This is a genomic window from Pseudomonas sp. ACN8 (assembly GCF_002303925.1).
GTDB lineage: Bacteria > Pseudomonadota > Gammaproteobacteria > Pseudomonadales > Pseudomonadaceae > Aquipseudomonas.
The window spans coordinates 85,913-103,501 of record NZ_MRCS01000001.1 but is presented as its reverse complement, the minus strand read 5'-3'; the positions used below and the strand labels follow the sequence as shown (position 1 = coordinate 103,501).

Below are 17,589 nucleotides of genomic sequence, written 5' to 3'. Positions count from 1 at the left end.
TGGTCGCGACTGAAGGGCAATCGGCACGCTGCCGGGGCTAGATGCCGCCACCTTGCTCTACGCCTTGCGTCGGGCCAGTTGGCCTGGGCGGAAACCGCCATTCACGACGAGCAGAGATCGGTCATTTTCTGCCAGTTGCCACCGGCAGCTATGGGTCGACTGCTGCCCTTCACGACAGGCAGAAAACGGCCAGGAGCGGTCATTCCAATTCTGTTTGCGCGAAACCTTGGAATTGGCCAACACGCCCTCATAACAGTGGCTATACACAACGCTCCCGAGAGGAAGGACAGACCATGACCAGACACACCGAAACTGCCATTCTCGCCGGCGGCTGCTTCTGGGGCATGCAGGATCTGCTGCGGCGCTATCCCGGTGTGCTGCACACGCGGGTCGGTTATACCGGCGGCGATGTGCCGAATGCCACCTATCGCAACCATGGCAACCACGCCGAAGCCATCGAGATCGTCTTCGACCCTGCCGTAATCAGCTACCGGCAGATCCTTGAGTTCTTCTTCCAGATACACGACCCCAGCACGCCCAACCGTCAGGGTAACGACCTGGGCCCCAGCTATCGTTCGGCGATCTACTACCTCAACGAACAGCAACGCGACATTGCCGAGGACACCGCTGCCGATGTCGATGCTTCACACCTGTGGCCAGGCCGAGTAGTCACCGAAATCGAACCAGCGGGGCCTTTTTGGGAGGCGGAACCAGAACACCAGGATTACCTCGAACGTATTCCGAACGGCTACACATGCCACTTCATCCGCCCGAACTGGAAGCTCCCCAAGCGCGCCTGAAAGTCGAGTTTGTGAGGCGCAGAGGTGACCGCTTCCGACCGTTTTCCGCCCTTACGACAGGCGGCAACCAGCCAGGAGCGCGAGGTGGACTCACCAACAATACTTGCCAGCATCCCCGGCACTGAAGGTTTCCTCCTCTTATGTGACGCCTCGAACACCGGGCTCGCAATATCGCCCGATGATCTCGAACAATCGATGGCACGATGTCGCAAGGTAAGGTTCAGACGCTGTGGCAACTCCGAGCAACAGGCCGGAGGAGCTCCTGGACGGCGTCGCGAACCACGCTGACAAAGGCGATGGGGCCATGCCAAAGGTCATCGCTTCCCGAACGATTTGCACGTCGGGTGCCCCGTCGGGGAGTCTGAGAAGCACGGCCAGGCCTGCCTTGACCCACTCTGCATCGTGCATTCGTAACTGCTCGCATAACGCGTCACGCTGGGCAACATACAGTCGCTTGAGCCGACGGACACGCCGAATGTAGTGGCCTTCGCGCATAAATTGAGCCGTGGCGAGTTGAATGACGGGTGAAGGCGCGGGGGCAAGCGTCGTCGCCACCTCGGAGAACGCAGTAATAAGTTCGGTTGGCGCTACAACAAATCCAAGTCGCAGCCCCGGGCTCACAGTCTTGCTGAAAGAACCTATGTGGATAACCCGTTTACCCTCATCCAAAGACGCCAAGGCAGGGGCCGCCCGGCCTTCCAGTTGCAGCTCGCTGAGGTAGTCATCTTCGATGATCCAGGCGTCGTTGGAGACGGCCCATTCGAGCAGTTGAAGCCGTCGCCTCAATGACAGAGTCGAGCCCAAAGGCGCTTGTTGACCGGGGGTCAGGACGGCTAATGCAGCGTCCGCGGCCTTCTCGATTCCGTAGTCTACGTTGAGGCCTTCGGCGTCCACCGGAATCGGAATGACATTCAAGCGAGCGAGCTCCAGCCCCTTGCGGGTAAGAAAGAATCCGGGCTCCTCCATCCAGACCTTCTTACCGTCCAGACCTAACACCCGCAGTGCAAGCCCTAAGCCGGAGCTGTATCCCGACGTGATGAACACCTGCTCAGGGAGGCAGTGCAGGTTTCTGGAGATGGAGAGATAACCTGCAATCTCTCGACGCATCTCATATTCCCCGCGAGGATCGGGATAGATCAGTGACGAGAAAGATCCTGCTTTCAACAGATTGGACGAGCGCGCGCGTGCGAAAAGCTTTTCCAGGCCATCAAACGCTGGAATACCGAGCTGAAAGATTGCAGGTCCAGTGTTCACCCGCTCATAGGCGCTCATAAAAGCTCCAGGCCCCGGTGGTGCCGGTTGAGCCGTCGCGGCACGGGGGCGTGGCGCCACGCGTGTGCCCTTTGCTCCGAATGTTTCGATCATTTGGGCGTCGGCTAATCGTTCATACGCCGTTTGAACGGTCCCGCGCGCCACACCAAGGTGCGCGGCGAGATCCTGCCACGAAGGCAATCGAGTACCTGGTGTGAGCAGGCCTGACTCTATTGCCCTGCTGATACTCAAACGAATCTGCTCTGACAGGGACAGCTTTGCTGTTCGGTCGAGCTGGATTTGCAGGTCTGAATTCATATTCTTGGTACACACAAAGGTGGGTGATCTTGGTTCTTTTATTCGTACCATCGACGGTACAAGATTTAAAGACCAAGCCGGAGAAACCTACCCCCTCATCCATAGGAACCATCATGACCAACGCCGTCATCGAATGTATCGTGAGTCGCAGTGCCGCCAAGTACTACGACCCTGCCGCCACTTTGAGCGACGACCAAATCCGTGAGTTGGTGCGAATCGGCACCACGGCACCAACGTCCTTCCATATACAGAACTGGCGCTTCATCGCGGTACGTACGCCTGGAGCCAAAGCCCGGTTGAGTCCTATCGCCTGGAATCAGCCCCCGATCACTGAAGCCGCCGTTACCTTCATCATCTGCGGCCAACTGGCCGATTCCAGCGTCATACCCGAACGCCTTGCGCCGCTGGTGGAAGCGGGCGTCATGCCCGCAACGATGGTGCCGGATTGGGAACTCCCCGCGCGCGATTTGTATTCAGAGCACCCACAGCGCCAGCGTGACGAGGCAGTACGCACCGCCACCTTCGGTGCGTCGGCGATCATCTATGCCGCCCGCTCGCTAGGCCTGGGTTCGACGCCGATGATCGGTTTCGATGCCGAAGCGGTGGCCCGCGAATTCGGACTGGCTGAAAACGAAGTGCCGGTCATGTTGTTGTCCATAGGCGCGGAACGTCCGGGGAACTGGGCTCAGAAGCCGCGCCGTCCGCTGTCTGATGTGTTGGATCTCGTTTAACTGTTAATAAACCAGGTAATTGACGGAGACTACAATGCCTAGAAGTGCAGTTCTAAAGCCGGAACAAGTGCCGGCCGATTCGAAACCGACTCTCGATGCGTTCACCAGGAACATCGGGTTCACTCCAAACATGATGATGACCTTCGCGCAGAGTCCAATCGCGTTCAACTCATGGGCTACTCTGCTCGGCTCCTTGAGCAAAGCGCTCGATCTGAAGACGCGTGACAGTATCGGCCTCGCCGTCTCCGAAGCGAATGGCTGCAACTACTGCCTGACGGTTCACAGCTTTACGGCCGAGCATATGGCCAAGCTGTCGGCCGATGAAATCATTCTCGCTCGCAAGGGCCATGCCCCCGACCCGAAGCGCGACGCTGCCCTCCAGTTCTCCCACAAAGTCATCGAGACTCGCGGCAAGGTCAGTGACGCTGATCTGAAAGCCGTCCGTGATGCGGGCTACACCGATGCGAATATCATGGAGATTGTCGCGTTGGTGGCCATGTACTCCCTGACGAACTTTTTCAATAACGTGTTCGATCCCGAGAAGGACTTCCCTGCCGTTACGCCGGCTGGCTCGATCTGAGTTCGATCCGCCCCGCAAATACCGCGTATAGGCAAACGGTACTCACATTCGCGACGGTCAGGCCCGGACCGTCGCTACCGTCCCGAAAAAGTCCCATTGACGAATCAACGGCCGTTCCTGAGCGTCCAGCTTTTCCACATGAGTATCAGATGAGCACATGCAAAGAATAAGACATACATAAATAAGCGAACACGAGTCTTGCTGTTCAGGTTAACGTGAAAAACAGATCTGCCCCCGCGCCCTCACTCAAGAACCTCATTTACTTCGCACCATTAAATTGACTTATCTTTAGCAGTTTCTTCAACTGGAAAACACATACTGTCCTTTGACTTTTCTCGGTGAAAAAAAAGCCAAATCCGGAAATAACTTCTGGCGAACGTAGAATATATAAGCAAACATTCCGAGCGCTATGGCCGAGCCGATAAACATTGTAATGGACCCTGAAGCCAACCCGTCCACCTGCCTCGCTACCGAGCCCATGGACAGAATAATATATGCATTGTAAGCGCCTGCCAGATGATTGTAGAACCCCCAAGCAAACAAGAGCGGGATAAGTGCGCCCAAACCACCAACGACCCATCTGGCGTTAGGCCCAATAGTCGAACCTGCAATAAATCCGACTAGAAGAACGAGTGCAGCCTGGATAAACATGAGTGTAATAACGGCATTAACCTTGCGGTCATGTATATCGCAGAGGTAGGGATCAGCAGTTGAAGCGATCAACCTGGCAAGCAGACGGTCCTTGACCCCTTGGCCTGAAAGCCGAGTGAATACTTCCGATTTCGGTACTCCGGACGAGATCAGGTCTTTTACTTTGGCTTTAGCTTCTTTTTTGTTCATGTTAGTGACGACTCCGTGGCGCAAGGGCAATTTGTGATGACGCCTGAAGCGAGGTGATCACGTTTTCACGAGCCTGCTGAACGGTGTTCCCCCCAACACGTACAGGTAGCTGACCAAGCATAGCCACTAATCTGCCACTAGACTGCCTTCAGCCAAACACGGCCGGTGGTCGTCGCATTACGACTGTCGCCGGCGTTTGGCTAAGCTTAGTAAATCAGGACGAACCGAAACCTTAAGTGATAGCGGCCATCAACGGATCCGGATTGGCATAAAGGCGGCACTCCCAAGGGAGACGACTATGTATGCGGTGATAAGAACCTACCTGGGTACTGGAGCAAAGCAGCTTTTCGAGCTGTTGGAAGAGCGCAATGCCGACGTCGAAGCGACCCTGCGGACAGTGCCTGGCCTCGTTAGCTACACACTGTTGAATACGGGTGACGGTGGCACGGCGGTGACTGTTTGCACGGACAAGGCCGGCAGCGATGCGAGCCTGAAAGTCGCGCGTGAATGGATTCAGAAAAATGCCTCGAATATCCACGCGAAACCGCCGATCGTAACGGAAGGCCCGGTCATTGTGCAGATCAGCTAGCGACCGATCCGCAGGATAGTGAGTGCTATACTTTTTTCAGATTGCACGGGGTGTGCAACGTTCCCCACAGTACAGCTACCGACTGCTGCCGGACAGAGGAGGTCTGCAGCAACCCGAGATGGGAGGTGTTGCATGAACCGGCACTATTACATCAGTGACAATCTCAACGATCTTGAAAACGTTGAATATGAATTAGAAGCCAGCGGCATCAATTCCGAACAGATTCATGTACTCAGTGAAAAAGTTGCTGATGTAGAAGAACATCACCTCCACGAGATCAGCTCGTTAATGGAACAGGATGCTGTTCACTCTGGTGAGATTGGTGCGGTGATCGGTGTGCCACTCGCGGCATTGGTACTGGTTGGCGCCTATTGGATGGGCTGGACCGAATCCGCCGCAGGCTGGATGCCCTTTATCTTCCTTGCCATTGTTGTATTGGGCTTCTGCATCTGGGAAGGCGGTTTTTTTGGCTTCCAGGTGCCGAACACTCACTTCCGCAATTTCAAACAGGCAGTAAAAGAAGGCAAACATATCTTCTTCGTGGATGTTGAACCGAATCAGGAATCGGTACTGGATCAGGTCATCAAACAGCATCCGAAGCTGAAGATCGCCGGCACGGGAGCGGCAGCCCCCCACTGGACGGTGGCCTGGCAGCACAAATGGCATCAGTTCAAGCGAGTGATATCCGGTTAGCCCGGAGACTCGAGGCCATCCGAACGCTGCTTACTGACCAAAGAAAATGACCCGGCTGAGGAAGACATAGTCTGCCTCGGTGGCCATCAGCCCGATGAGCACCAGTAAACACAATGGTGGCACCAATATGGCGTAGACCATCGCCAGGCGCTCCCATGCCATATGCATGAAGATGGAGACAATCAAACCTGCCTTCAACAACATGAAAGTGATAATCAGAGACCACCGAAGATAACCATGGAAGTGGAAATAATCGACAAGGTACGACAGCGTGCTGAGGACAAATAACAGCCCCCAGATCTTAAGGTACAAACTGATTGGATGTTGCTGACCCTGAGCATGTGCCATCACTCGTGCTCCTCTACCATAAATAGAAGAATGCAAAAATAAATACCCACACCAAATCCACGAAGTGCCAATAGAGTCCGGCTATCTCGACGTTCTGATAGTTTCCGGAGCGCTCATAGTCTCCGCGCCATACTTTCAGCGCCACAATGCTGAGATAGAGGGCGCCGATTGATACATGCAGTCCGTGAAATCCGGTAATCATGAAAAAGCTGGCACCAAATTGCGCGGCTCCCATGGGGTTCCCCCAGGGACGGACCCCTTCTGCGATCAGCTTGCTCCATTCGAATGCCTGCATGCTGACGAAAGTCACCCCCAGGGCAGCCGTGGCCAGCATCAGCGCCGTGGTTTTCGCGCGATTACGGCGATAGGCGAAATTGACGGCCATGGCCATGGTGCCGCTGCTGCTGATCAGCACAAAAGTCATGATGGCGATCAGAATAAGCGGGATTTCCCTGCCGCCGATCGTCAATGCGAACACTTCACTGGGGTTCGGCCAGGCGCTGGTGATGGTCATGCGTACCGACATGTAGCCGGTCAGAAAACAGGTGAATATAAACGTATCGCTGAGCAGGAATATCCACATCATCGCCTTGCCCCAGGGCACCTGCTTGAAGGCCTCTTTATCCGAGGACCAATCGCTGGCGATGCCCTGCCATCCCGGTGCAGGCGGCGAACCTGGTGGATTGGATGAACGGGGCTCGACTTGGGCTTGTGAGTGCAATGCCATGGCTGTTACCTCAGGCCGCAGAATCTGGCGATGGCTTCATAGGTTTGCGGCGTGCTGGCCAGCAGCGCGAAAAGCACGAACCAAAGGCCCAGCAAGTAGTGCCAATAGATGGCACAGAGCTCGACGCCGGCGCCAAGTTGCGCCTGTGGCACATGACGCAGGAATCTGGCGACGATCCAGCACCAGGCGATCAGCCCGCCCAGCAGGTGGAGCCCATGCAGGCCGGTCAACAGGTAGAAGAAACTGTTGGCCGGATTGCCGGCGACAAAGTAGCCCCAGGCGACAAACTGCTGCCAGACCCAGAGTTGCCCCGCCAGAAAGGCAATGGCAAAGACACCCCCCAATGCAAAACCAACGACAGTTGCGCCCGGCCGAGCCTTTCGCGCGGCCATGCGCGACCCTTGCAGTGCGATGCAACTCAATACCAGAAATGCCGAATTCAACCAGAGCGGCCGCAGATTGCCTAACGGCGCCAAAGGCTCTGTCAGGGGGAGCCAGTCGGCCATTTGTGAACGGGCAATGAAGGCGATCAGGAAGAGGAAGAACAACGAACTGACCACCACCAGAAACAAGCGCAGCCCTACCCTTGCGGTTTGCCTTCTATTGGCATCCTCGGCGGCCTGAATACCCTCAGGGTCGCGACTCCAGCTGCCGCCGGGATCAGCGCCGTCGGCGTTTCTCAATAGCAGCCTGTTCATGTCTTGATGTCCGCCCTGGTTCCGGCACTGAGTTGCCGCATCTGCTCCAGTTCCTCGGCGGAGACCGTTTGCGGCACGAAATCCTGCTCGATCCCCGGCACACTGTAGTCATACGCCCAGCGATGCACGACCGGCAATTTCTCTCCCCAGTTACCGTGTTTCGGCGGAGTGTCCGGCGTTTGCCATTCCAGGCTGGCCGCGCCCCAGGGATTACCGCCTGCCGGCTTGCCCTTGAATGCACTCCAGGTCAGGTTGAACAGGAACAGCAACTGGGAAACGCCGACAGTCAATGCGACCACCGTAATGAAGGCATTCAAGTCTTGCGCGGACTGCGGGATGAACGCGTAGTTTTCATAGGCGTAGTAACGACGGGGCATGCCCTGGAAACCCAGGTAGTGCATGGGGAAGAAGATGGCGTAGGTGCCCAGAAAGGTAATCCAGAAATGCAGCTTGCCCAGGGTGTCGTTCCACATGCGCCCAGTGACTTTCGGGTACCAGTGATAAATGCCGCCGAACACCACCAGTACCGGAGCGACCCCCATGACCATATGAAAGTGGGCCACGACGAAATAGGTGTCCGAGAGCGGTATGTCCACGATCACATTGCCGAGAAACAACCCGGTCAGACCACCGACCAGGAAGGTGACGATAAAGGCCAGGGCAAACAGCATTGGCACGGTCAGGTGGATGTCGCCCCGCCACAGGGTCAATACCCAGTTATAGACTTTCAGCGCGGTCGGCACCGCGATGATCAAGGTGGTGACGGCGAAGAAAAAGCCAAAGTACGGGTTCATTCCGCTGACATACATATGGTGTGCCCAGACCACGAAACTGAGTACGCCAATCGCAATAATGGCCCACACCATCATTCGATAACCGAAGATATTTTTACGCGCATGGGTACTGATCAAGTCGGAAACCAGGCCAAACGCAGGGAGTGCAACGATGTAGACCTCCGGGTGGCCGAAGAACCAGAACAGGTGCTGGAACAATATCGGGCTGCCACCCTGGTGATCGAGCTGCTGCCCCAGCGAGATCATCGCCGGCATGAAGAAGCTGGTGCCCAACAGCTTGTCGAACAGCATCATCACCGCACTGACAAACAATGCCGGGAACGCCAGCAAGGCCATGATCGAGGCCATGAAGATGCCCCATACCGAGAGCGGCATGCGAAACAGGGTCATGCCGTGCGTGCGCGCCTGCAACACCGTGGTGACGTAGTTCAACCCGCCCATGGTGGCCGCGACAATGAAAATCGCCAGTGAGACGAGCATCAGGACAATGCCCCACTCGACCCCCGGTGTCCCCTGGGTGATCGACTGTGGCGGATAGAGCGTCCAGCCGGAACCTGTGGGGCCGCCCGGGACAAAAAAACTGCTGAGCAACACCAGTACCGCCACCAGGTAAAACCAGTAACTGAGCATGTTGACATAGGGGAAGACCATGTCGCGGGCGCCCACCATCAGCGGGATCAGATAGTTGCCGAAGCCACCCAGAAACAAGGCCGTGAGCAAATAAATGACCATGATCATGCCGTGCATGGTCATCGCCTGATAGTAAGTACTGGCGTCCATGAACGCCAAACTGCCGGGAAAGCCTATCTGCATGCGCATCAAGCCGGACAACACCAACGCGATAAGTCCCACGAAGATGGCCGTCAACGAATATTGAATGGCTATGACCTTGTGGTCCTGACTCCAGATGTATTTGGTCAGGAAACTTTTGGGCTCGTGCAGCGCTTCTGTTTCGGCTTGCTCCGCATAGGCCATCACGTCACCCTCCTGCCGAAGTTTCAGTGTTTTCCTGGCTGCTTTACGGCTACTTCCCTGGCTCCGCGTTGTTCGCATCAGTGTCAGCATTCGCTTTGGACTTGATGAAAGCGATCAGTGCATTCAGCTCCTCGTCACTTGGAGCCAGAGCCGGCATGACGGCGGCATAGCCCTTGACGATTTTGGCGTTGGGATGAAGAACCGAATCCTTGAGATAGCCCTCATCGACCTTTACGCTCGTATCGTCGGCAAAGGTTTCCGTCTTGCCATACAGGCCCTGCCAGCTGGGGCCGACGCCCTTGTTGCCATCGACACTGTGGCAAGCCAGACAGCCGAGCGACCCGGCCAGCCGCTGCCCCTGCGCCACCAGGTCTTCACCCGGGCTCGAAGCTTCGCCGGTCGAAGGTTCATCGTCTTGCCCCGCGGCACCCAGTGATTTGATCAGGGCGATGACAGCACCCAGTTCATCGTCCTTGAGAGTATAGGCCACCATGACCGGCGGGTAGCCCTGCACCAGTCGGGCCTTCGGATCGAGAATCGACTCCTTCAGGTAGGCCTCGTCGACCTGCACACGGGTGCCATCGGCAAGCTGTTCAGTGCGGCCGTACAACCCTTTCCATCCCGGGCCGAGACTGGCACCGCCATCCTGGCTATGGCAGGCCTTGCAGCCGAGTTGTTCGACCAACTGGCGGCCTTTTTCCACCACGCTGTCTCGACCGGGTTTGGCCGCTGTCGTCAATGTCTGCGCAAAAGTCGGTTGGCCTTTGAGCCATTGATCGAAGACGCCCTGCTCTTCCACGATCATATGGCCGCGCATGTTGTAATGACCTACGCCACAGAACTCAGCGCAAAGGACTTCGTATTTTCCGGTTTTAGTCGGCGTAAACCAAAAGTACGACACCATCCCAGGCACCATATCCATCTTGCTGCGAATTTGCGGTACATAGAAATCGTGCAGGACATCTTTGGCCCGCAGCAAGACTTTCACCGGCCGATCGAGCGGCAGGCGAACCTCATTATTCATGACAAGCACATCGTCCTGCCCGGCAGGATCCTTGGGATCAACGCCGAGGGGATTGGCCGAATCGACAAACCTGATATCCGACTTGCCCAACTTCCCGTCCTGGCCGGGAAAACGAAAGGCCCACTGCCACTGCTGGGCAATTACTTCAAGTTCGTAGGCCTCTTTCGGCACCCGGATGAAGTCGTTGTAGACAACCAGGCCTGGCGCCAACATCCCGGCAATACCTAGTGAGGTCACGATAATCAACCACAGTTCCAGCTTTTTGTTTTCCGGCTGGTAGGCCGCCCTGGCACCCTCCTTGTGACGATATCGCATCACCGCGACTGCCATGAATACCGTGATGGCAATGAAGAATATTCCGCTGATGATCAGGGTGATGAACAGGGTGGTGTCTATGGACCCCCAGTTGGAAGCCGCCGGCGTCGCGTGCCAGGGCGCCAGTATGTGGAATAGCACTGATGCAATAACGATGAGTATCAGGATAATTGCTATTGCCATTTCCTCTTCATCCTATTCCTGTTGTTCATTGGTTATGCAAAAGCATCGCCACTGACATCCAAGCAAGGCAGACAAATACCACCCGTCCGGGCGGCAAAGTCCGTAAGAAGTATAGAGCCCATCGGGTTGTACCGTGGGCTTGGCCAGCGAGGTCCGGCGACCGGCTATACTGAATGTCTGATGACGAACAGCAGAGATCGGTCGGAAGCAGTGCCAAAAGACGAACTCTGCCATTGAGTAGTCATCAAACATGAGTGATGGCATTGAGCAGGGACGACAGCCACAGAGTCCAGCAATCCAACTGGAGGTTTCGTCATGAGTGCCCTGACGATCGAAGGCTGGTGCAAAACCGGCAACGCCCAAAAGTCCACCCCGATGGGGGAAGTCCATTTCAACGTCGATGGATCTCTGCATCTGCGTCTGGAGGAAGCTGAAGAGCGCTTGCAGAAGACCCACGATCGGGAAGCCATGGTCGATGTCGATATGGATTCGATGGAGTTGATCATGCCCGAGGGATACGCCCCCTTGTCCGACTGCCAGATGCGTGTCTATCTGCACCACGACCGCGGACAGTTCCATCTGGTTGGGCACCGAGCGAGCGACGGCAGTTTGATCTACACCAACGCGGTGTTGATTGATCAACTGCTCGAGTAGCGGTTACGTGATTCCCGGCATCGGTGTTTCCCCGCGGGGTAATGTGCGGTGCCGGAAACTCACGGGGCTTTTAAACGCAATTCAGTGTATTGCTTCGACCGGTTTAAACCCCAGACAGAAGCGGCCCTTCCCGCCCGGCTAAATCCACCTCGCCTCTGGGGCAAGCCCCTGCCAAAAGCGATCGGTGAAACAGGGCCGCTACTCTCTCCATAAATGGGGGACTACACCCACCCGACCAGTCGTTTGCCACCAAATTTGAGGAATATTCCCCCCTCACCCTTCCTCTCGCTTGAATCCCCCCGAAACAGTTTGTTAATTCATTTGAGTTTTTTCTTATCACTATTGAAATGGCTCATTAGTTGCACCACCCCTGGTACCCGCAACAGCTGTCGTCCCGGACATCATGGAGACGGCGGGGCTCGCCGGATTCGACATGACGCGAGGGGTGAAAAATGAAACGCGCAACACCACCATGCAACTCCATCGCCGTGTTGCCCAGGTCAAGCCTGTGGTGCGTGCTCCACGCAACAGTGAGGATGAGTGATGGCTTCCACCAATAAATCGATTGCTCGAATCACGAAACGGCCTCTGGCCCTTTATAAGCAGCTCGCTGAGTTGGGCCTGATGTTTATCGCGTTGCTGATGACGCTGGCGTTGTCCGCGGTGCTGGCGATGGAGTTCACCCTTGGAGTGTTCTGACGAATACGTCTTTCACTCAAATGGCTTGATGATTGCGGTACTCATACGAGCGCCCGTTTTACCAGGCACCCATGCAACAAAAGCGGTTATGGGAGGTGTGTCATGTGGAATCAGCCTCTGATGATTGTGGCGATCTACCTTACTATCACCCTCTGCATCGGCTGGTTGTGGTCCACTGCTATCCTGTATTGGCTTTGATCCAATGGAAAAAGTGAGTCACCACCTGGTTTTATGAACACACATGACCAGCAGCCATGGGTCGGTCAGATGGGAGCCGAAGGTACGCCAGTCAAACGGCCCATGGGGGCGCGGGGATGAACTTTGACTCGATCCATTGTTTGAACGCGACGACCACCGCGCCCGGAAACCTGGCCGATGGCCTGACCAGATAGACCCCACCGGCGGTGTCCAATTGCCAGTCAGGAAGGACATGCAACAGCCTCCCGGCAGCAATATCACGACTCATCAACCAGTCACCGGCCCCCAGTATTCCCGCATCGGCGCGGGCCGCTGCCAGTAAGGACTCGCTGTCATTGGCCGTCAGGTTTCCTTTGGGAGAAACCGTCTGCAACTCATTGCCGCGATGGAGTCTCCACAGGGGAAAAGACGCAAGGCCGCTGAAGCGAAGGCAATTGTGCCTGATCAGGTCCTGTGGCGTTTCGGGCATACCGTGCTGTCTGATGTAGGCAGGCGAGGCACACAGTATCCGGCGATGGTCACTCAGTTTTTTGGCGATCAACCGGCTATCTTCCAACTCTCCGATTCGGATCGCCGCGTCAAAACCTTCATCGATGATGTCGACCAGACGCTCGCTATAGTCAGCGAGGATCGAGACATGCGGATGAGCCTTGAGAAACTCCGGCAGCATCGGGCCAAGCCAACGCCTGCCCATGGCGGCCGGCAATGCAAGGCGCAAAGTACCGCGGATTTCGCTGGCGCCCTCGGACGCTTGTTGCTGCGCTTCATTCATCGACTCGATGGCCGAGCGCAGGCGCTGCTCCAGCCTGGCACCGGTTTCAGTCATTCGAACCTGGCGGGTGGAGCGTTCCACGAGCCGAACGCCGAGGCGTTTCTCCATGGCGGCGAGGCGTTTCGAGACGATTGTCGGGTGTCGCTGCAATAGCCGGCCAGCCCCGACAAACGAGCCTTGCGAGGCCACGGCCAGAAACGCAGCGATTTCGTCACTGTGCTGGTTGTTCAGAACATCAGGATTCATGGTTTTAGAATGATCGCCCCCGATGAACGCCCCGACTCCAGGTCGGCATGCGCCAATGCTGCGTCCGCCAGAGAGTAGCTTGCCCGGACCGAAGGTTTGATAATACCCGCACCTATGGCGACCAACACATCCTGCGCTCGTTCCTGGTACTCGCAGGCGCTCGCCGTATGGGCTGCCAACGAAGGACGTGTCAGGAACAGCGAGCCTTTGGTATTCAGCGTTGATAGCTCCACGGCTGACCGTGCACCTGATGAAGCACCAAACGATACCATCAGCCCTCGCGGTCGCAAGCTATCCAGGGATGCCTGGAAAGAAACACGCCCTATCGGGTCATAGACGACGTCGACCATTTTGCCCAGGGTGATACGAGCCACCTCGCCAGCCAGGCTGTCAGCATCGAACACCAGGACTTCATCGCATCCCGACGCATGAGCTTTCTCGACACTGGCCTGCTTTGAAACCACGCCGATCACGGTGGCCCCCAAGTGCTTGGCCCACGGCACCATGATTTCCCCCAGCCCTCCAGCCACACCGTAGAGCAGAATGGTTGTGCCGGGGCCGACGGGATAGGTGGCTTTCAACAGGTACTGCGCCGTGATGCCCTTGAACATGACGGCTGCGGCATCATCGAACGACAGCGAATCCGGAATTTTCACCAGCCGCTCTGCCGGATAAAGCCGGGCCGAAGCATAGGAACCCAAAGGGCCGGTGGCATAGGCCACGCGATCCCCTGCTCGAACGTTGCTGACACCCGCCCCCACCGCGGCGATACGCCCAGCGCCCTCCAGCCCAAGCCCGGATGGCAAAGAAACGGGCACCGCTCCCCTACGCTGGGTAACGTCGAGAAAGTTCACACCTACAGCCTCTTGCTCGAGCCAGACCTCGCCCTGGCCTGGCGTTTGTTCGCTCAGTGTCTCCAGGTTCAGCACTTCAGGGGTGCCGAACCGGTTAAACCGGATCGCAGATACCATGGTCATTTCTCCTTCCGTCAGAAGCCGTTATCAAATAAGTGGCCTCAGTGTGATAACTGATCTGCGGATGAACAAGGCTAGTTTATTGCAGGACATTAATGCATTTTTTGCAGCAATGTAATGACTGACTCACCTTGCTCGAAATCCGTCATGACATGTCATGACTTCCCTAAAAAATGGACTTTGACCAATAAATACGGGGGTTAAAGGACGAATGGTCGAGAGGCGTCAAGCGCGGGGAATTGCCGGGAGTTTGCAGCCACTACAGGCTTTTCAGGCGGGCACGTTCGTCGCGGTGAAGTGAACTTCACCTTCTCGACGTGTCACATTAGGTCCTTGTCAAGCAAACGTCAGAAGAGGTACAGCCTTATGAGCATGGCCACAATTGTCAGTGCCGTGATTTCCAGTCTCGCACCCAGTGTCTTCGACCAGAGCAGCCTGCAAGAACCAGGCGCGCATGTCTCGGCCGTCGAATACCACTACGGAATGGACATCGATGTGAAACGGGTGCTGCAGCGCACCGATACATCCGACAAGACCGGCGTGGTACCGGTGACCCTGGTCTACGAAGACAGCGAGGGCGAGGTTCACAAGATTCGTTTCCTCGAATGGGGTGGAAGCCCCGCCGACCCAACCAGCATTGCCTGATCCGCTCGTCGATCGGGTTCCAGGCCTGACCGGCCTCCCAGAAGTGGAAGTTAAACCTTCTGTGCACTCAGTGCGATAAGGTTTTTAGTTACCTGAAAATGGACATGATCGAATGACTAAAAGTTCATTCGAGAAACTCACTATTATCTTGACGGCGGAATGTCGCAAGATTAATTGATAACAATTACTGAATCTAAATGGCGGTCAGCAACGGTAAATCCAAATTATACCGTACCAAAAGCCAAGTTGATTCACTATTGAAGCCAGAGGTAACCATGGAACTTAGTATGTTCTCTTCGTCCACCGTGGAATATGTGCGTTTGGGCGTTGTATATTTTCATCTTATCGCCTGCTGTGTTGCAATCGGACTGGTATTGACCAGTGACATTGCAATGGTCAAGCAACTCCTGAAGGGGGATGCGTCAGGTCACCACGATGACGCGCACATGGATAGCCTTCAAAAAACCGTAATGCTTGCACTTGTAGTGCTTTGGATTACGGGCATTGGCATTGTCGGGATCGATTATGCCGGCAAGGGGATGGAGTATTTTCTCAATCCAAAAATACAAGCCAAAATTGGCATAGTCGTGCTGTTGACCATTAACGGCTTCGTGTTGCATAGCGCTGTATTGCCGGCGCTGAAAAAAGCCGGTTCGTTACTCAAACTCTCCTTCAGCCTGCGCATGCTGGCGCTGTTCTCGGGTGCCTTCTCTGCTGTGTCGTGGTTCTATGCCGCCATGCTCGGTGTGGGTCGTCCGCTGGCCTGGAAGTACTCGCTGCTGGAGTTGCTGGCCGCCTATCCGGTGCTCATCGTCGGTGGATTCGGGGCGATGGTACTGCTCACCGTCTGGGCAAAAGACAAAGACACCGAAGCGCGTATCGAGCAAAGCACCCGGCCAGCAGGAAACGCCGCCCTGGCTGGCTGGTGAAGCCAGGTTGAACACGGAAGTTCAGCCCAAGGCGTCCGATCACAGCAACAGCTGATCGGTGCAGCCTCTGTCCACCGGCTGAGCACAAATGTGCAGCCTCAAGCCTCGCTAGCAGCACCCAAGGTACTGCTAGCGCCGGTTTAACCAAGATCCCGCCTACACCCAATCCAGTGTGTTGAATCCGCCTCAAGCAGCCCGGAATCGGGCCGACGACCCGCAGTAGTCATGGAGACAGGCGTCTATCGCTTGCCCTTCATACAGACTACGGAAAGATAAACACCCCAAAGAACACCACAGAGTGCAAGTATCAGCTCCGGATTGAAAATGTTCTGATCGACCGGTGCCACCAGGATTTCGCTATAAAGGCACATGGCGCCCGCGATCAACGCAATAAAGTAGCCAGTCCGGGTTCTGGTCCGGCGCAACAACAGAACTCGTTTCAGGCCCTCGTCTTTCCATTCTTGAAGGGGCATGAGCTGGATCTCCTCCAGCAGCACCACACCCCATAGCAACGCACATAACCAATAACCTATCATCATGACGTTCTCCAGTTAGAACATTGACGCAACATGAATGTAGCGTGCACTCCTCGCTCAACTTGCGAATATCGATTCCGGAGTCTTTTCTGACTCGTGAAAATGGCTGTACAAGACGTTGACGAAGACAACTCCATTGAGCGGGCGAGAATTTTCCGAGAGGTAAGCATGCTTGATTGGAGCGGCCCCCACTATCGACGTAAGCAGTACTTCTTTGTGGCGATATCGGCCAAACACTTGTAGTGATTCCACTACAAGCAGACTGGAACCGGTGAAGCTGGGCATGTACCGCAGAGCTGGAAGCTGCCGAGTACGATTGAGTGGCTCGGCTGCGTCGGATGGCAGGGCGTTCTAAGTCAACAGGCCATTTTCGAGGGCATAGCGGGCCAGTTTCGCGTTGCTGTCCATCCCTGTTTTTTCCAGGATACGTGCCCGGTACGTCGTGACGGTACTCGGACTCAAGTGCAATATCTGAGCGATGCGGACAATCCTCTCGCCTGAAGCGAGGAGCTTGAGGACTTCAAGCTCCCGGTCGGATAGCGCTTCGTGGGGTGCCCCGTCGCCCCTGCCAATAGCGTTGACCAGTTTTTCTGCCAGTTCGGGACTGACGTGCTTGCCGCCTGAGGCCACCTTGCGAACCGCCGCAACCAGGGTGGCTGCGGAAATATCCTTGGTGAGGTATCCCGCTGCGCCATGCTTGATTGCGCGTAACGCATAGGCCTCGACCGAATGCATGCTCAACATCAGAACGGCGAGCCTGGGTTTCTCTGCACGCATGAGCTTGAGGAGTTGCAGGCCGGTCTTGTCGGGCAGCTGAATATCTACCAGCGCCACGTCGAAATCCTGCTCCCGGACCAGGAGCATTGCGCCTTGTGCCGTCTCTGCTTCACCCGTAACGTCGATCTCGCCGGCAGTCTCCAGCATGCGTCGCACGCCGCTACGCACGATGCTGTGATCATCCACCAGCAAGACTCTGATTTTGTGGTCAACCATCTGTATTTTCCATTCGGCAGTGGCCAGCAAGCCATGGAATCTGCTGCAGCGTTTGACGTTAGCAGGCACAGAGCACA

20 protein-coding genes are annotated in these 17,589 nt (G+C 56.0%); 9 read left to right on the top strand and 11 right to left on the bottom strand.

Annotated features, from left to right (window positions below):
- Positions 1-293 precede the first annotated feature (293 nt).
- Positions 294-800 carry a peptide-methionine (S)-S-oxide reductase MsrA gene (gene msrA, locus BSF44_RS00460; protein ID WP_095941782.1) on the top strand — a complete coding sequence of 169 codons (507 nt, stop codon included), beginning with the start codon at positions 294-296 and terminating at the stop codon, positions 798-800.
- 138 nt (positions 801-938) lie between these two features.
- Here msrA and BSF44_RS00455 read toward each other — a convergent pair whose 3' ends face one another.
- On the bottom strand, positions 939-2,369 hold the full coding sequence (locus BSF44_RS00455; RefSeq protein ID WP_095941781.1) for a PLP-dependent aminotransferase family protein: 1,431 nt from the start codon (positions 2,367-2,369) through the stop codon (positions 939-941).
- 113 nt (positions 2,370-2,482) lie between these two features.
- Between BSF44_RS00455 and BSF44_RS00450 the strand changes: the two genes are divergently transcribed.
- Together BSF44_RS00450 and BSF44_RS00445 are read left to right on the top strand one after the other, a co-directional pair.
- Positions 2,483-3,100, top strand: a complete 618-nt coding sequence (locus tag BSF44_RS00450) for a nitroreductase family protein (RefSeq protein ID WP_095941780.1) — start codon at positions 2,483-2,485, stop codon at positions 3,098-3,100.
- Between the two features lie 34 nt (positions 3,101-3,134).
- The gene (locus tag BSF44_RS00445; protein ID WP_095941779.1) at positions 3,135-3,680 is read left to right on the top strand and encodes a carboxymuconolactone decarboxylase family protein; all 546 of its coding nucleotides are present in this window, start codon (positions 3,135-3,137) and stop codon (positions 3,678-3,680) included.
- A gap of 300 nt (positions 3,681-3,980) precedes the next feature.
- On the opposite strand, the gene BSF44_RS00440 is transcribed toward BSF44_RS00445, so the two are convergent.
- Positions 3,981-4,520, bottom strand: coding sequence for a hypothetical protein (locus BSF44_RS00440; RefSeq protein WP_095941778.1), 540 nt, complete (start codon positions 4,518-4,520; stop codon positions 3,981-3,983).
- 298 nt (positions 4,521-4,818) lie between these two features.
- Here BSF44_RS00440 and BSF44_RS00435 point away from each other — a divergent pair, with 298 nt between their 5' ends.
- Together BSF44_RS00435 and BSF44_RS00430 are read left to right on the top strand one after the other, a co-directional pair.
- Positions 4,819-5,109 carry a hypothetical protein gene (locus tag BSF44_RS00435; RefSeq protein ID WP_095941777.1) on the top strand — a complete coding sequence of 97 codons (291 nt, stop codon included), beginning with the start codon at positions 4,819-4,821 and terminating at the stop codon, positions 5,107-5,109.
- Positions 5,110-5,241: 132 nt separating this feature from the next.
- Positions 5,242-5,802 (top strand): hypothetical protein, encoded by a 561-nt coding sequence (locus BSF44_RS00430; RefSeq protein WP_095941776.1) that lies wholly within the window; start codon positions 5,242-5,244, stop codon positions 5,800-5,802.
- Between the two features lie 30 nt (positions 5,803-5,832).
- On the opposite strand, the gene BSF44_RS00425 is transcribed toward BSF44_RS00430, so the two are convergent.
- The 5 genes from BSF44_RS00425 to BSF44_RS00405 are packed head-to-tail and all read right to left on the bottom strand — an operon-like array spanning position 5,833 to position 10,866.
- Complete coding sequence (locus tag BSF44_RS00425; protein WP_008053359.1) at positions 5,833-6,150, bottom strand: cytochrome C oxidase subunit IV family protein; 318 nt, start codon at positions 6,148-6,150, stop codon at positions 5,833-5,835.
- Positions 6,151-6,163: 13 nt separating this feature from the next.
- Positions 6,164-6,877 carry a heme-copper oxidase subunit III family protein gene (locus BSF44_RS00420; protein ID WP_095941775.1) on the bottom strand — a complete coding sequence of 238 codons (714 nt, stop codon included), beginning with the start codon at positions 6,875-6,877 and terminating at the stop codon, positions 6,164-6,166.
- A gap of 5 nt (positions 6,878-6,882) precedes the next feature.
- On the bottom strand, positions 6,883-7,575 hold the full coding sequence (locus BSF44_RS00415) for a cytochrome c oxidase subunit 3 (protein ID WP_095941774.1): 693 nt from the start codon (positions 7,573-7,575) through the stop codon (positions 6,883-6,885).
- Positions 7,572-9,344: a cytochrome c oxidase subunit I gene (gene ctaD, locus BSF44_RS00410; protein WP_095941773.1), complete on the bottom strand. Its 1,773-nt coding sequence runs from the start codon at positions 9,342-9,344 to the stop codon at positions 7,572-7,574. Before ctaD ends, BSF44_RS00415 begins: the two co-directional genes overlap by 4 nt.
- A gap of 49 nt (positions 9,345-9,393) precedes the next feature.
- Entirely contained in the window at positions 9,394-10,866 is a 1,473-nt protein-coding gene (locus BSF44_RS00405; RefSeq protein WP_095941772.1) for a cytochrome c oxidase subunit II, read from the bottom strand.
- A 315-nt stretch (positions 10,867-11,181) separates the two neighbouring features.
- On the opposite strand from BSF44_RS00405, the gene BSF44_RS00400 reads away from it, so the two are divergent.
- Positions 11,182-11,520 (top strand): hypothetical protein, encoded by a 339-nt coding sequence (locus BSF44_RS00400; RefSeq protein WP_095941771.1) that lies wholly within the window; start codon positions 11,182-11,184, stop codon positions 11,518-11,520.
- 543 nt (positions 11,521-12,063) lie between these two features.
- Positions 12,064-12,219 carry a hypothetical protein gene (locus BSF44_RS30255; RefSeq protein ID WP_172435283.1) on the top strand — a complete coding sequence of 52 codons (156 nt, stop codon included), beginning with the start codon at positions 12,064-12,066 and terminating at the stop codon, positions 12,217-12,219.
- A 289-nt stretch (positions 12,220-12,508) separates the two neighbouring features.
- Here the strand turns inward: BSF44_RS30255 and BSF44_RS00395 are convergent, their stop codons facing one another.
- Both BSF44_RS00395 and BSF44_RS00390 read right to left on the bottom strand, forming a co-directional pair.
- The gene (locus BSF44_RS00395) at positions 12,509-13,435 is read right to left on the bottom strand and encodes a LysR family transcriptional regulator (protein WP_095941770.1); all 927 of its coding nucleotides are present in this window, start codon (positions 13,433-13,435) and stop codon (positions 12,509-12,511) included.
- Positions 13,432-14,406 carry a quinone oxidoreductase gene (locus BSF44_RS00390; protein WP_095941769.1) on the bottom strand — a complete coding sequence of 325 codons (975 nt, stop codon included), beginning with the start codon at positions 14,404-14,406 and terminating at the stop codon, positions 13,432-13,434. Before BSF44_RS00390 ends, BSF44_RS00395 begins: the two co-directional genes overlap by 4 nt.
- Before the next feature lie 369 nt (positions 14,407-14,775).
- Between BSF44_RS00390 and BSF44_RS00385 the strand changes: the two genes are divergently transcribed.
- Complete coding sequence (locus BSF44_RS00385) at positions 14,776-15,054, top strand: DUF2790 domain-containing protein (protein ID WP_057715339.1); 279 nt, start codon at positions 14,776-14,778, stop codon at positions 15,052-15,054.
- Between the two features lie 275 nt (positions 15,055-15,329).
- A complete protein-coding gene (locus BSF44_RS00380; protein WP_095941768.1) occupies positions 15,330-15,983 on the top strand; it encodes a hypothetical protein in 654 nt (217 codons plus the stop codon).
- Between the two features lie 239 nt (positions 15,984-16,222).
- Here BSF44_RS00380 and BSF44_RS00375 read toward each other — a convergent pair whose 3' ends face one another.
- Entirely contained in the window at positions 16,223-16,522 is a 300-nt protein-coding gene (locus BSF44_RS00375; protein ID WP_095941767.1) for a hypothetical protein, read from the bottom strand.
- Between the two features lie 348 nt (positions 16,523-16,870).
- Positions 16,871-17,512, bottom strand: coding sequence for a response regulator transcription factor (locus BSF44_RS00370; RefSeq protein WP_095941766.1), 642 nt, complete (start codon positions 17,510-17,512; stop codon positions 16,871-16,873).
- Positions 17,513-17,589 lie beyond the last annotated feature (77 nt).